At 49.9% G+C, this 15353-nt stretch carries 15 protein-coding genes; all 15 read left to right on the top strand.

Annotated elements, in window-relative coordinates; translation table 11 throughout:
• Nucleotides 1-24: 24 nt before the first annotated feature.
• The 15 genes from ABD836_RS00405 (at nucleotide 25) to ABD836_RS00470 (ending at nucleotide 15313) form a co-directional block, all read left to right on the top strand.
• On the top strand, nucleotides 25-1386 hold the full coding sequence (locus ABD836_RS00405) for an ethanolamine ammonia-lyase subunit EutB (RefSeq protein ID WP_344931677.1): 1362 nt from the start codon (nucleotides 25-27) through the stop codon (nucleotides 1384-1386).
• A 15-nt stretch (nucleotides 1387-1401) separates the two neighbouring features.
• Nucleotides 1402-2328 carry an ethanolamine ammonia-lyase subunit EutC gene (gene eutC / locus ABD836_RS00410; RefSeq protein ID WP_344931679.1) on the top strand — a complete coding sequence of 309 codons (927 nt, stop codon included), beginning with the start codon at nucleotides 1402-1404 and terminating at the stop codon, nucleotides 2326-2328.
• A 32-nt stretch (nucleotides 2329-2360) separates the two neighbouring features.
• Nucleotides 2361-3017, top strand: a complete 657-nt coding sequence (eutL, locus tag ABD836_RS00415) for an ethanolamine utilization microcompartment protein EutL (RefSeq protein WP_344931681.1) — start codon at nucleotides 2361-2363, stop codon at nucleotides 3015-3017.
• A 14-nt stretch (nucleotides 3018-3031) separates the two neighbouring features.
• A complete protein-coding gene (locus ABD836_RS00420) occupies nucleotides 3032-4402 on the top strand; it encodes a 4Fe-4S dicluster domain-containing protein (protein ID WP_344931683.1) in 1371 nt (456 codons plus the stop codon).
• Nucleotides 4403-4404: 2 nt separating this feature from the next.
• On the top strand, nucleotides 4405-4959 hold the full coding sequence (locus ABD836_RS00425; protein WP_344931686.1) for a BMC domain-containing protein: 555 nt from the start codon (nucleotides 4405-4407) through the stop codon (nucleotides 4957-4959).
• 149 nt (nucleotides 4960-5108) lie between these two features.
• On the top strand, nucleotides 5109-6164 hold the full coding sequence (locus ABD836_RS00430) for an NAD(P)-dependent alcohol dehydrogenase (protein WP_344931688.1): 1056 nt from the start codon (nucleotides 5109-5111) through the stop codon (nucleotides 6162-6164).
• Between the two features lie 181 nt (nucleotides 6165-6345).
• Nucleotides 6346-6597, top strand: coding sequence for a hypothetical protein (locus ABD836_RS00435; RefSeq protein WP_344931690.1), 252 nt, complete (start codon nucleotides 6346-6348; stop codon nucleotides 6595-6597).
• On the top strand, nucleotides 6573-7322 hold the full coding sequence (locus ABD836_RS00440; RefSeq protein ID WP_344931692.1) for a permease: 750 nt from the start codon (nucleotides 6573-6575) through the stop codon (nucleotides 7320-7322). Before ABD836_RS00435 ends, ABD836_RS00440 begins: the two co-directional genes overlap by 25 nt.
• Before the next feature lie 15 nt (nucleotides 7323-7337).
• Nucleotides 7338-7571 carry a thioredoxin family protein gene (locus ABD836_RS00445; protein ID WP_344931694.1) on the top strand — a complete coding sequence of 78 codons (234 nt, stop codon included), beginning with the start codon at nucleotides 7338-7340 and terminating at the stop codon, nucleotides 7569-7571.
• A gap of 207 nt (nucleotides 7572-7778) precedes the next feature.
• Nucleotides 7779-10127 (top strand): PAS domain S-box protein, encoded by a 2349-nt coding sequence (locus ABD836_RS00450; protein ID WP_344931697.1) that lies wholly within the window; start codon nucleotides 7779-7781, stop codon nucleotides 10125-10127.
• Nucleotides 10120-10725 carry a response regulator transcription factor gene (locus ABD836_RS00455; RefSeq protein WP_344931700.1) on the top strand — a complete coding sequence of 202 codons (606 nt, stop codon included), beginning with the start codon at nucleotides 10120-10122 and terminating at the stop codon, nucleotides 10723-10725. The genes ABD836_RS00450 and ABD836_RS00455 overlap by 8 nt, the downstream gene beginning before the upstream one ends.
• A gap of 133 nt (nucleotides 10726-10858) precedes the next feature.
• On the top strand, nucleotides 10859-11239 hold the full coding sequence (locus ABD836_RS00460) for a response regulator (protein WP_344931702.1): 381 nt from the start codon (nucleotides 10859-10861) through the stop codon (nucleotides 11237-11239).
• A 222-nt stretch (nucleotides 11240-11461) separates the two neighbouring features.
• Entirely contained in the window at nucleotides 11462-11605 is a 144-nt protein-coding gene (locus tag ABD836_RS19455; protein ID WP_425583012.1) for an antitoxin Xre/MbcA/ParS toxin-binding domain-containing protein, read from the top strand.
• Between the two features lie 483 nt (nucleotides 11606-12088).
• Nucleotides 12089-12766, top strand: a complete 678-nt coding sequence (locus ABD836_RS00465; protein WP_344931704.1) for an IS6 family transposase — start codon at nucleotides 12089-12091, stop codon at nucleotides 12764-12766.
• A gap of 171 nt (nucleotides 12767-12937) precedes the next feature.
• A complete protein-coding gene (locus tag ABD836_RS00470) occupies nucleotides 12938-15313 on the top strand; it encodes a neutral/alkaline non-lysosomal ceramidase N-terminal domain-containing protein (protein ID WP_344931706.1) in 2376 nt (791 codons plus the stop codon).
• Nucleotides 15314-15353 lie beyond the last annotated feature (40 nt).

Below are 15353 nucleotides of genomic sequence, written 5' to 3' on the forward strand. Positions count from 1 at the left end.
AGTTGCCGCACAAGGAGACATTTCATGCAACTAAAGACGACATTATTTGGCAAGGTTTATCAGTTTCGTGACGTCAAAGACGTCTTGGGCAAGGCCAACGAGCTGCGCTCGGGCGACGTGCTGGCAGGCGTTGCCGCCGAAACTGCGCAGGAGCGAGTGGCGGCCAAGCAAGTGCTCAGTGAAATGCGCTTGGAGACCCTCTATGAAAACCCAGTAGTACCTTACGAAGAGGATGCAGTAACCCGCGTTATTCAGGACAGCGTAAATTCCGCGATATACGCTGATATCAAACATTGGACGGTCAGCGAATTACGCGAATATATTCTCTGTGATGCCCCCTCGAAGGAAGATTACGAAAGGCTGCGCCGTGGGCTGACCTCAGAAATGGTGGCAGCAGTTTGTAAAATATGCTCCAACGGCGACTTGATGGTGGGCGCGAAAAAGTTGTACGTAATATCAAAAGCTAATTGCACTTTGGGTATACCGGGGCGCTTTTCATCACGGCTTCAACCCAACGATACCCGCGACGATATCGACAGTATCGTCGTGCAAATGTACGAGGGGCTTTCTTACGGGTGTGGTGATGCGGTCATTGGCGTTAACCCCGTTACTGAATCAGTGGAAAATACCCGACGTATACTCGAAGCAATCAAAGAAGTGACCGATAAATGGAATATACCTACCCAGGGTTGCGTGCTGGCGCATGTGACAAACCAGATGGAGGCATTGGAAAAAGGCGCGCCGGGCGGATTGATATTCCAAAGTCTCTCGGGTACTGAAAAAGGCCTGAAAGAATTTGGCGTGACGGTAGGGTTGTTGGACGAAGCCTATGAACTGGGTAAACACCATTGCAAGCTGGCCGGCTCCAACATGATGTATTTCGAAACCGGGCAGGGCACGGCGCTATCGGCCAACGCTCATTACGGCGCGGATCAGGTCACTATCGAGGCGCGTAACTACGGTCTCGCTAAACGCTATAACCCACATTTACTTAACACGGTTGTCGGGTTTATCGGTCCGGAGTATCTGTTTAACCATCAGCAGATTACCCGCGCGGCGCTGGAAGATCACTTTATGGGTAAGCTGACGGGCATCCCCATGGGCTGTGATGCCTGTTACACCAATCATGCCGATACCGATCAAAACTCGAACGAGAACCTGACTGTGTTGTTGGCAGCAGCTGGTTGTAACTACGTGATGTCGTTGCCGATGGGGGACGACATTATGCTGAACTATCAAACCACGGGATTCCATGACGTCGTTACCGCCAGAGAATTACTGAATTACCGGCCGGCGCCGGAATTTGAACGGTGGATGGAGGGCATGGGTTTGATGGAAAACGGCAAGTTGACCGCCCGGGCCGGCGATCCTTCAATCTTTTTTTAATTAAGGGTGATGACAATGGATGAGCAGAAAATTCAAAGCATCGTCAACTCCGTGTTACGCGAGTTGGGCGAGAAAAATATTGACGTGGGCCAGGTTACGTCGCTACCGCAGCCTGCCAAAGCACAGCCACAGGTGGCGACGAGTCAGAGCAGCGCCGCGGTAACCACCGAGGATACCGGTGGGGGCTTAGAAGATCTCAGCCTGGACAAGTTTGTCCACTGGAACGGTATTCGCGATGCCAAAAATGCCGCCATCAACGACGACATGATAGGCCAAACAGCGGCCCGTGTTTGCCAGGGTCGGGCGGGGTCTCGGCCGCGAACTTTATCACTGTTGCGTTTTGTTGCCGACCATTCACGCTCCAAGGACACCGTTGTCAAGGAGGTAAGCCCCGAGTGGTTAACTGAGCATGATATTTGGGAAGTGCAATCCAAAGTGGCTGACAAGGCTGAGTATCTGACTCGCCCTGATCTCGGCCGTTTATTATCGGACGAGGGCAAGAAAATCGTCATGGAGCGTTGTGTGCAATCGCCACAGGTGCAAGTGGTTATTTCCGACGGTTTAAGCACCGATGCGGTGACCAATAACTACGATGAAATTTTGCCACCGTTAGTGAAGGGGCTCGAAAGCGCCGGCTTCAATGTAGGGACGCCATTTTTTCTACGCTACGGGCGGGTCAAAGCGCAAGACGAGATTGGCAAGTTATTACAAGCCGAGGTTAATTTGCTGTTGATTGGAGAGCGACCGGGCTTGGGGCAGTCCGAAAGCCTCAGTTGTTATTGTATTTATAAACCGACTGAAGACACCGTCGAGTCCGACCGTATGGTGATTTCTAATATTCACGACCACGGCACACCACCCGTGGAAGCGGCGGCGGTGATCGTCGACTTGACCCGCAAGATGATTGAGCAGAAAGCCAGTGGACTGAATCTAAAGCGCTAATTGAATTGTGCTACTTAAAAGAGGAAGACGACATGAGTGTATTAGATGAAATTAGAGCCAAGGTACTTGCTACTAGAGTCATCGCCTCGGTAGACCAGGGCATGATGAAACAGTTTAAGCTGTCCGAAAATCAGCGCTGTATTGGCATGATCACCGCTGACAGCGATGACGTGACCTACGTCGCGTTGGACGAAGCGACCAAGGCCGCTGACGTTGAGGTGATTTATGCCCGCTCATTTTATGCCGGTGCGGCACATGCTTCGGGGCCGTTTTCGGGAGAAGTGATTGGCATTATTGCGGGGCCGGGGCCGGCCGATGTCACTGCCGGGTTGGAACGCGCGCGCGAAGTGATTGAACATGAGGCCTGCTTTAAGTCCGCCAACGAAGATGGCAGCCTGGCATTTTTCGCTCATCTGGTGTCGGCCACTGGCGGCTATTTATCGAAAGCCGGTAATGTGCCGCGTGGCCACTCGCTGGCTTATCTTATCGCGCCGCCACTGGAAGCCATGTTTGGCATGGACGCGGCGTTAAAAGCGGCCTCCGTCGAGGTGGCTACGTTCTTTGCACCGCCCTCAGAAACCAACTATGGCGGCGGCTATCTGACAGGTTCTCAAGCGGCCTGTAAAGCCGCCTGTGATGCCTTCCAGCAAGCGGTTCTTGATGTGGCTAACCGCCCCATCGATATTTAGGCGGGGTACTAGCGATGAACACTTCGCGAGACATTTTAGTCGGCACTTTAGATGACACGTTAGTCGACAAAGTACGGCAAGCAGGGATTGTCGGCGCAGGCGGTGCCGGTTTTCCCTGCTACATAAAAATGGATACGCAGGCTGCGGTATTAATCGCAAACGGCGCCGAATGCGAACCGCTACTTTATAAAGACCAGTTCGTGATGCAACACTTCACCGAGAGCATGCTGCAAGGCATGCAATTGTTGATGGCGCATATCGGTGCCAGCCGTGGCGTACTGGCTATCAAGCAAAAGCACCAAGAGTCGATTGCGCATGTGCAGCCCTTGTTGCCGGCAAATATTGAATTAAAGATTATGTCCAACGTGTATCCTGCCGGCGACGAATATGAATTGGTGTATGAAATCACCGGCCAACGTATTCCCGCCGGAGGCTTGCCGAAAGACGTGGGCGTGTTGGTACAAAATGTTGAAACGCTGGTCAATGTGTACGCGGCCTCGCAAGGCAAACCGGTGACCCACACGATGTTAACGGTGCACGGAGAAGTTGAGCGGCCGTTTACTGCCTGGCTACCCATTGGCATGTCGTACGCCGATGTGCTGGACCTAGCAGGCGATATAAGCTGCGAATTGCCGGTGATTATTGAAGGTGGCGCGATGATGGGGACCGTCGAAACTGATTTTTCTACACCCATCACGGCGACCAGTAGTGGCTTACTGGTGTTACCGCACGATGCCGCTGTTGTTGTCAAAAAAACGGAACCGGAGCACAAGTCTAAACGTATTGGCAAGGCCGCCTGTGATCAGTGCACACTGTGTACTGAAATGTGCCCGCGCTACTTACTAGGCTACCCCATTCAACCACATCTAGTGATGCGCTCCTTGCTAACCACAGACGCAATGAGCGAAACCTTGTCGCTACACGCGCAAGCTTGTAGCGAGTGTAATGTGTGTACCTTGTGGGCTTGCCCCGAACAGTTGAATCCACGCGATGTGTGCGTCGCCGTCAAGCGCGACCTTAAAGCGCAAAATTTATGGCAGAGCGCTGAACATTTGCAAGCGCAAACTCGCCCGGTACACAGCATGCGCGAATACCGTGGTGTGCCGACCGCGCGCTTAATTCGGCGCCTAGGCTTGGAACGCTACGACAAACGACCGGCCCCGTGGTTGCCAGTGAAAACTCAGCCTGCGCGTGTGGCGATTTCTTTGCGCGGACATTTTGGCGCTATAGCGGTACCGTTAGTCAAAATAGGCGACAAGGTCTCGGTGGGCGATAGGATCGCAGCGCCACCCGCTGATGCAATGGGCGTACCCGTACACGCAAGTATTAGCGGCACGGTTACCTCGGTGGCTGATCGCATAACAATTCAACGCAATGGTCACTGAATATGGAAAATAAAAGCGCAATTGGCATGATCGAAATGAATTCCATCGCTAAAGGTTATGCGGTGGGCGACGCGATGCTGAAGGCAGCTGATGTCGATATTCTGTTTAACCGCACCATCTGCCCCGGCAAATTTATGGTGATGGTGGCCGGGGATGTAGCGGCGGTGGAAGCAGCAATGTCCGCCGGGTTAGAAATGGGTAGAGAGACTATTGTTGATGAGCTGCTTATTCCTAACGTACACCCTTCGGTATTCGCTGCGATCAGCGGTACCCGCGTGATAGAGGAGACCGCGGCTCTTGGTATTATCGAAACCTTTTCAGTCGCATCGATTATTCAAGCTGCCGACGCCGCGGTGAAAGCAGCTAATGTCGAATTAATCGACGTGCATTTGGCTATGGCTATCGGCGGCAAGGGCTATGCGACCTTGACCGGCGATGTCGCCTCAGTCACCGCAGCGGTTGAGGCGGGTACGGACTACATCAAAGACAAGGGCGTGCTGGTGGAAAAAGTGGTCATCGCACAGCCCAGAGAAGAGATTTTACGCGATAAGGTATAGGGCATTGTTTCACCCAAAGGCCCGAGCCAGTACTACGGCATAGCAACGGTGCCTTGACAAACATTACTAATGTTCCTGAAGACTGACGCGCAGCACTAAGGCGCGTGCAACGGCAACCATTGATAATGGCTAGCCAAGGAGATATAGCGATGAGAACGATGACAGCGGCAGTATTTACTAAACCCGGCAGTATTGTACTTGAACAAAAACCGGTACCCATCGTTGGCCCTGGAGATGCGTTAATTCGCATTACCACAACGACGATTTGCGGTACTGATATCCATATACTCAAAGGCGAGTACCCCGTCAAACCGGGTTTAATTATCGGCCATGAACCGGTTGGAGTGATTGACGAACTCGGTGACGGGGTGACCGGCTACAAAGTCGGACAACGCGTTATCGTCGGCGCTATCACGCCTTGTGGCCAATGTTACCACTGTCTGGATGGCCACAAGGCGCAGTGTGGCGGTAAACCCATGGGTGGCTGGCGATTCGGAAACTCTATTGATGGCTGCCAAGCCGAATACCTATTGGTGCCCAATGCGCAGGCGAATTTGTCGCTCATTCCCGATGGTTTGACCGACGAACAAGTTCTAATGTGTCCGGATATCATGAGCACAGGTTTCGGTGGTGCTGAAGCGGGGCAGATAAACATCGGTGACACCGTGGTCGTTTTCGCCCAGGGTCCAATTGGTCTGTGCGCGACGGCAGGTGCAAAACTTAAGGGGGCGACACGGATTATTGTCGTCGATACCGTACCGGCAAGGATGGAGGTGGCCAAACGCATGGGGGCGGATATCGTCATCGACTATAAGTTAGTTGATCCCGTCGATGAGATCTTGCGAATTACACAGGGGCGCGGCGTTGATGTCGCAATAGAAGCGCTAGGAACACAAGAGACCTTTGAAAGTTGTCTGCGAGTACTGAAACCCGGCGGTGTGTTATCGAGTCTCGGAGTGTATTCAGGAAAGCTGACCATGCCGTTGGACGCCATTGCTTCCGGCCTAGGTGATATCAAAATAATAACGACTCTCTGCCCGGGCGGTAAGGAGCGGATGCGCCGTCTATTAAACGTCGTCGCCTCGGGGCGTGTGGATTTAAATCCCCTGGTTACGCACCGGTTCGGATTGAACCAAATAGAGGAAGCCTATGAACTCTTTGCCAATCAACGCGATGGCGTTCTCAAAATCGCCATCACACCGTGAGGAGAGAAACGCCAGCGAGTTACATTTGCGCACTTTCTTTGTTAATTACGGCATGCTCGCTGACACGCAATCCCGAAAACTTACGTTGGCGTTCAAGACCATTACCGTAGCCTCGTCTATTTTTATCGAAGATAAGCGACACATTTAAAACTCTGAGTGTGACATCGGGTTAAAAAATGACATGCTAAGTATTTTTACAACATTTGCAGATTTTATTGCGTTTAGGCTGTTTGGCTTGCTGCCCAGCTCTAAGCTGGGCGATGCAGTTCACTTTTTTATTGAAGATACCACCAAGATATTTTTTCTTTTGGTGATTTTGATTTATTGCATTGCGCTGATTCGAGCGTCGCTAAATATTGAAAGCGTTCGCGATTATCTAGCACAAAAAATCGTTTTATCGGCTATGTATTGGGATCCGTATTTGGCGCAATAACACCGTTTTGCTCCTGTTCAAGTATTCCGATTTTTATGGGCTTTACCTCGGCCGGTATTCCCATAGGTATTACCATGTCATTTCTGTTGACGTCGCCGTTAATTAATGAAATGGCGGTATTACTTTTACTAAGCCTGGTGGGTTGGCAGATAACCCTCATTTATATATTTGTTGGTATGGCAGTTGGCATTATCGGCGGAATATTTCTGGACCTTATTCATGCCGAAAAACTGTTACAGCCCTTTGCGCTTAAAGCCTATCAATCGGTACAGCCAACGATTCACTCGAGCGATAATAAGCCAACGCTTTCATTATACGAGCGGCACGAATTTGCTAAACATGAATTACTGGATATTTTTCGGCGGGTGTGGAAGTGGGTGTTTATCGGTGTAGGTTTGGGTGCGGCATTACACGGTTTTTTGCCCGTGTCGTGGATAGAAACGAATCTCGGCAGTGGGCAATGGTGGTCTGTGCCTCTAGCTGTTCTCCTCGGTATTCCGCTTTATTCAAACGCTACCGGCGTCATTCCTGTCATGGAAAGCCTGATCACGAAAGGCCTGCCGATTGGAACGACATTGGCATTTTGTATGAGTACCGTAGCGGCAAGTTTTCCGGAATTTATTTTGCTGAAGCAGGTGATGACTTGGAGATTACTGGCCATTATTTTTACCCTACTGCTGGCATCCTTTACCGTAGTAGGGTGGACGCTAAATGCCATTAACTGAATCAGGGAGAGGGCGATGAAAGAAATTAAAGTGTTAGGCAGTGGTTGTAGCAAGTGTATTAAGACGGCTGATTTTATTAAATCAGTAGCTCGCGAATTGGATATTCCAGTCAATGTGGTGAAAGAAACCAGCCTTGAGGTAATGATGAGCTATGGCGTGATGAGTACACCTGCCGTGGTTGTGGATGACGTGTTAATGCATACAGGGTCGATTCCTGACAGAAACACAGTAGCGAGCTGGTTTAGATAGGCATAATAGGTAGGCAATGCGACTTATTGATCTAATCGGCGTACGCTGTAGGTTCAGTTTGTGAGCTTGTGGTGAATCCAGTTGGAATTCGTGCTAACTCTGGTTGCGCTGTGGACAACCACAATGCGGTTAGTTCTTATTGGGTTCAAGAACGAACTGGTGAATGTGGCTAGAATTATCGCCTGAATGGAAACCTCTGAGTAACTCATGGCAACTGCCAACAGCGTGAAGCAAACTACATCCGATTTCTTCTTTTACGAGCAGTTGGCGCACATCACATTATTATTGAGCGCCCGTTACGCCTTGCTTACTGAAATTATTGATGACCAAAAGTTGCGCACGATTGCCACTTGGAAAGACGGTATTCGCGGAGCCAGAGTAGAATATTCACCGGTAGGCACGCCGTGTGATGCGGTGCTTCGCGACGGTGTCCAAGTCATCGACGGCACGCTCTTCGAACGCTACCCCAATGTTGAGACTATTCGAGACTGCGGATTCGAGAGTTACGTCGGCAGCCCAATTGTTGATGCTCAAGGACACTCCGTTGGACATCTTTGTCTTTACATTGAACGTCGACTCGATGATCCAAGTACTGCGGGCACGATAGTCACCTTAGTCGCAGAGCGTATTTCCGCCGAGCTTGAGCATCGTCGCCAATATGAAGTACTTTCGCAGCAGAACCGCCAGTTAGGAACAATGCTTGCCAATCTGCCGGGAATGAACTACCGGCGAGCCGACGACCATGCCTGGACAATGCATTTCGTCAGTGAAGGCTGTACGACATTATCGGGTCACGAATGTAAGAATCTCATTAGTGGTCGCGTCCTTTGGTCTCAACTGATTCACAACAATGATCGGAATCGTGTACGGGCTGACGTGGCGTCAGCGTTTTCAGCGGGCGAGAATTTCGAGATTCAATACCGCATTGTCACCGAGTCGGGACAGACGATATGGGTCCTAGATCGGGGTGGCAGGATCAAAAATAGTAATGGCCAAGTCGAGTTGATTGAAGGTTTTGTTACGGATATTACTGCGCTAAAAAAATCTGAGTCGGCAATCGCACGGCCCGACGCCAACTTCGAGAATTTTGTTGGCACAGCGGCAGATAGTATTATTACGATCGATGCGCTAGGTCAGATTGAGTCGTTCAACAACGCTGCTGTAGACTTTTTTGGTTACGCTGCGATCGACATTATTGGTGAAAATGTAAGCCGGCTGATGCCCGAACCTTTTACGCGTGAGCACGACGGATACATCAGTCGCTATCTGGAAACGGGGGAGGCAAAAATAGCCGGTGTGGGCCGGGAAGTGGTAGCACGGCGAAAAGATGGGTCTAGCGTACCGGTTCATCTTTCTATCAGCGAGATTGTACTGCAGGGTTCTCGATGCTTTGTGGGGGTCCTGCGTGATCTAACCAGGGAAAAGGCAGCAGAAGAAGCACTGAGGTGGGATCACGAACGCCTTAATATTACACTCGAGCATGCGCCCACCGGCATCATGAGCTATCGATTTGGTGAACCATTCATTAGTGCCAATCGTGCCTTTTGCGAACTTACGGGATACGCTGTTGATGAACTCACAGCAATGACCGTCGACGATCTCACACATCCGGATGACCGCGTGAAGAGCGCGGCCGTGGCCGCGGAGGCTCGTGCAGGCATTGTTAATAAATTCTCGGTTCGCAAACGCTATGTGCGCAAAGACGGCACCAACATCGAAGTGAACGTGCTAAACACTACAACTCACGATGTGGATGGCCATCTGGATATCGTTATCGGGCAAGTGGAAAATTTGACGCCTCGGCTACTGGCTCAGGCTGAGTCTAGCGAACAACGTGAACAGTTGGCCCATGCTGATCGACTTAATACATTGGGTGAAATGGTCACCGGACTTGCTCACGAAATTAATCAGCCCCTAACGGCTATATCCTTGTTTGCGCAAGCTGGAAAAAGGTTGTACGAAGCCGGTAACCTGGATCGCTTACCCGAAATTTTCGACAAGCTGAGCGAACACGCACAACGCGCGGGTACCATCATCGAACGCATACAAACGATGGCGCGACGGCAAGAAAGTACAAAGGAAGTCACCGATTGCAATACGCTGGTGTTAGATACCGCCCATCTTGCCGAAGCGGAAGCCGGTATCCGAGACATCACTATCGAGGTGGAGGTTGATGAGAATCTGCTACTGGTTATTGTTGATACAGTACAAATTCAGCAGGTCGCTTTGAATTTGCTGCGCAATGGCATGGAGGCGATGCGGTCAGTCAATTGCCACAGTGGTAATACGATCAAAATTCAGACCAAATCTACTACCGACGGCAATATAGAAGTGGCGGTCAGCGACAGTGGCGGCGGCGTGTCCTCAATGGTTGCAAAGAACCTGTTTACGCCGTTCTCGACGACTAAGGAGTCTGGCATGGGTCTGGGATTGTCGATCAGTCGCGCTATCGTTGTCGCACATGGCGGACAACTGGGGTATTACAACAATGAAATCGGTGGAGCAACATTCTCGTTTACGTTACCGGCGGCTACACAAGGTGATCAAGATGAATAATGAACAAACCGTCTTTGTAGTAGATGACGACGAGGGTGTTCGTGAGGGCCTGAGTCTACTGTTTGAGAGCGTAGGACAACAATGCGAATTGTACAGTTCTGCATTCGAATATTTGGAATCTTTTGATCCGAACAGGGGAGGATGTTTGGTGCTCGATATTCGTATGCCGCGAATGACCGGGCTGGATTTACAGAAAAAACTCAACGAACTAAACGCGTCGCTTCCCATTGTCTTCATCACCGGCCACGGCGACATTCAGATGGCAGTGGAGGCAATGCGCCGTGGGGCACAAGATTTCATTCGCAAACCGTTTCGAGAGCAGGATCTACTGGATACTATCAACGAAGCGCTCGACTTTAATAAGAGTTGTCGCAATAAACTGTTCGACCAGCAAGAGAAAATAGACAGGGTTGCTCTCTTGACCGAACGCGAATATGAGATTTTCAGTCGTATCGCCGATGGTGATATGAACAAAGTCATCGGGATCGATCTTGGAATCAGCGAGAGAACAGTGGAGGTTCATCGCTCGCAGGCGATGAAAAAATTAGGGGTTCGAACGCTGGCCCAACTCGTGCGCATCAAGTTCCAAACCGAATAAATCGTCATTTCTAACGAATTTCACCAGCCACTGCGTTTCAGCCACATCGAATTAGGGGATATACCTAATATCACTACTGGTGTGCGGGGTTCATACTCCTGATTGTTGCCATAGCCAAGATCAGGAATAGTTAGTGTCTAATGAACAAGAGACAGTTTTCATCATCGATCCTGACGAAGGAATCTGTGAGAGTCTTGAGGTATTTCTAGGAACACTGGCAATCCCCACGCTCTGTTACCCTAGCGTAGAGGAATTTCTAGACTCGATTACTGATCAATTCCCTGATCGTGGCTGTCTAATCGTTGAGGCAACGCTGCCCGGCCTTGGCAGCTTGGCACTTCTGAAGCGTTTGCGAAAAGAGGGCAGCAAATTACCTGTATTGGTACTCACGAGTACTTCAAACCGCAATATTGCTGATTTGGTACTACAAGCGGGCGCTACCGCAGTGATCGACAAACCACTGGTCAATGACCAGTTGTTAGATCGATTGCAGCAATTGCTGAGGCGTCTATGATTCTCGGGGGAAGTCCAGAGTTTTCTCGTAAGTGTCCGCAGTGTACGCGGATCATCTCCAGTTGCGTGAAATATGTTGATTGTCTGATAATTGATTAGATGATGCACTTCGGATTTTAATCCGCGTTTTATAACATGTTGATTTTTAGGGTATAGCATGCAAAGAAGTGAGAGTTTTGATTCTAATGCGCGCCTTGCAAAGTTGCGTGACGCGGCTATTGATATGATGGGGGGCAATGAGTCCGCTGCCCTGAGCTGGCTCAGAGTATTTGGAGGTCAATCTCCCCTTGCTCATGCGGCGACGGAATGCGGCGCTAGAGACGTAGAAGATTTGATAGGCAGAATCCAGCGTGGTGTTTTTAGTTAACATTTAAAATTTATCGACCTTAAACTGTCAGATATTTTTGGCAGATTGAGGTGTTGCTGGATCAGAATAGGGAGTTTAGTTTGCAAAGCTCAGATCTGAACTTTGCAAATAAGGAGGCAGTGGTGAAAATTAATTCACTATCGTAAGCGAGTTTTTCTAAAGAAAGTCATCCTTGTTGATTAATCCGCATTCCAATAATATTTGTATGATCTGTATAATGTAGTTTTTTAGGAAATTCTCATCCTCAAATGCGTAGCAGATATTTCCCTTTGACGTCTCTGAAGCTATTATTTTTGTTATAAATGAAGGGCGCCTAGCGTTATGAATTTTCGTAATTTCATTTTCACTAAGATTTATTGTAACTCTACCTGAAAGCGCGGTGGAGTTTACTCTGTCCGTAACTCGCATGGTTCTGTCGCATAAAACAGAAGCCGTATCTTATTTGCTAGAATTGGAATTCTAAATTATCAAAATGAGCTAGGTATGATCACTTTCAAAGGTCGGCACACTCCCAAATCCATTATCCTCCAGTGCGTCCGATGGTACTGCGCCTATTCACTAAGTTACCGGAACATTGAGGAAATGATGGCTGAGCGCGGCATTAAAGTTGACCATAGTACATTGAATCGATGGGTTGTTTACTATGCGTCAAAGTTGGAAAAAGCCTTTCATCAAAAGAAGAAACAACCAGGCAGCCGCTGGCGACTTGACGAAACATACATCAAGGTAAAAGGTGAGTGGAGATATTATTATCGCGCCGTCGATAAACAAGGGAATACGGTTGATTTCCTCCTCACCGCAAAGCGTGATACCAAAGCTGCGGCGCGTTTCCTTAACAAATCCATCAGCCGTAATGGTCAGCCTAGCATGATCAATATAGATAAAAGTGGAGCTAATAAAGCTGGAATCAATAGATTTAATCAAGAAAATCATCGACGAGTAAAAATCCGTCAATGCAAATATCTTAACAATGTTGTAGAGCAGGATCATCGTCGTGTAAAGCGAATAACACGATCGATGCTAGGTTTTAAAAGCTTTCACTGCGCCCAAAGTACTTTGGCTGGAATTGAGCTAGTTGCTATGTTGAAGAAAGGTCAAATGAAGAAAAATTTGGCGGGCGCATTGACACCCACCGCCCAATTTTACGCTTTAGCTGCGTAAGCCGAAAACTGATTGTCGATTTTCTACAAAGAATACTATATTTGCGACAGAACCCGACGTAGATACTTCGGTGTGAATGCTATGCTTGGGTGAAAAGATATGGTGTATTTACGCGCGTAGGGTGGGGCATACTGCTACGTTGTGTATTCCACAAACTTTAGGTGAAGTAGCATGGTACTGATCAGACCCGCATTAGTGATGACCCTCGGCTTAGTGTTAGCCGCCTGTGGCGGTGGATCTAATAAGAATAGCAATGTAGTTGCTGTTGAGCCCCAGAAACCATCACGGTTAGTTGATGAGCCTTCTGCACAATGTGTAGTGAATGACCTGCGTAGGTCTGTAGGTGAGGGATTAGATGCTCCGGGACGATTGGAAGTAGACGTCATTTCAGCACTAGGTAGTCCGGCGCAGTGCTCAAGTAACGTTGAGTATTTGATCGGCACCGGTCTACACGATGTCACTGGCCCAATTGCCGATACCGCCAGCCTCGCTTGGGTGAATCCCCAGCAAGTGTTCAGTGCCTTGCACTCTCGCGTTTATGCCCGAGCGTTTGCCATTGCGTCACCCTGCAATAATAAGCGTGTGATGTTTGTTTCAATTGATACTGGATTGATGAGCGCCAACGTTCGCAGTGTGGTGCTAGCCGAGATTGCTGCCGACGCCGAACTCAGTAGCCTCTATAATGCGAACAACATCATGCTCTCGGTGACGCATACGCATTCTGATCCCGGCACTGGGCTGGCCGGCGTCGGCAATGGCCTGGCGGTTATCGCAGGCGGCATTGTTCAAGCCATCGCTAAAGCGCATGCCAATTTGGCGGCCAATCCGGAGTCTGCCGGTATCACCTTGTCTTCGGGTGAGTTGCTGAATACCAATATAAATCGCTCTAAACCTGCCTACGAGCAAAACAATGAGGCGGAGCGAAACCTGTTTTTAAACGCGCGCGGCGAAGAAACCAAAGTTAATAAGCGTATGGTGCAGTTGGAGCTGAATCGGCAAGACGGCACCGCTGCCGGTTTGATTAATTGGTTCGGTGTGCACCCGACTGTCATTGGTCCAGCCCAGAACTATGTCAGTGGCGATGTAAAAGGCTATGCGTCGCTAGGCTTCGAGCGATTAATGGACACCAACTATCGCGCCGATCCGGCTACAGGTACTTTCGTGGGCGCTTTCGCCCAAGCCGATGAAGGCGATGCTTCACCCAATATTGCCATTGAAGAATTTCCCTATCCTAGTCCCAAGCGTGGTGGCGGTGACAATGATTTAGATGCCAACGCTATTTCCGGCATTAAACAATTGGCGCGCGCGATTGAGCTTTATGGCACTGGCAGCGCCGTTACTGGGCCGGTAGATTATCAGTTTTTGCGGATTCCCATTACAGATATTGCCGTCGACGATCCTGTCGTACTGGCGAGTTTGAAACACCCTACCGAGTTAGATGAGGCGGAAAAGAGAACCTGCGACGGTATTCTTGGCGCATCGTTTGGCGCGGGAGCAGAGGACGGCCCAGGGCCCACGCAGGAAGGCCTAAAATGCAGTGACGATCCAGCCATTCTCGACGCGGCTTTGGTCGATATTGCGACGCTGACCGGATCACGACTTGAAGGCTTTCCCGGTGGCTGGCCGGAGGATTTAATTCCTGGTCAAACCTTGTCAGCCGTCGTTATGTGTAACTCGGCAGAGCTTTTGGCATTTTCAGGGGATTATTCTTGCCACGCCGAAAAACCAGTATTGTTACCGCGCGGTGGTTCGGAATTACCGATTCAATTATTCCGTGTAGGCAACTTCGCGTTGCTAGGTTTACCATGGGAAGTCACCACCATGTCAGCACGCCGTATCCGCTCGCTGTTACTCGAAGAGTTGGCGCCGGTTGGTGTCGATACCGTCGTAATTGCTGGGCTGGTAAACGATTACGTTCACTATCTAACCACACGGGAAGAATATTCATCTCAGCAATACGAAGGTGCATCTACGCTCTATGGTCCATGGACACAAGCCGCCGTCGCGCAAGAATCTTTGAAGCTCGCGCGTGCAATGCGTGAGCAAACCGCTGTCTCTGAGCCACCTTCGCCCGGCGTTCGCGCAGACTTAGCACTCAAACCTGGTCCTCGTGAGGCACCTCATCCCAGCGGGGCTGCGGGCACGGTTGTCACTCAGCCGCCGAATTCCATAATTGCCGGTGAGGTACTTCAAGCTGAGTTTGTGGTGGGCCATCCCGGTAATGACCTGCGCATTCAGCAGAGCTACGTCTATGTCGAAAAGGAATTGGCAAGCGGGGAGTGGCTGGTCGTTGAGGAAGATCGCACACCAGAATTACTCTATGAATGGAAGCCCTTGGTGCAGCCCCCTGTTGCACTAGAGCTACCGCAGACTAGTAGCGGCGGTACCGGACTAGTGACTTGGAAGACGCCAATCAATATCCCAACCGGCACTTATCGATTGCGGGTAGAAGGTGCATCTCTTGGTTTTATGGCTGCGGAGGCGCAGCCCTATCAGGCTATTTCAAACACCTTTACCATTGTGGGTACTGACAGTATTTGTCCTTAAGGTTTTACAGAAGTCGCACCCAAACATTATATGGAATGAG

This window comes from Zhongshania borealis, assembly GCF_039539625.1.
Lineage (GTDB): Bacteria > Pseudomonadota > Gammaproteobacteria > Pseudomonadales > Spongiibacteraceae > Spongiibacter > Spongiibacter borealis.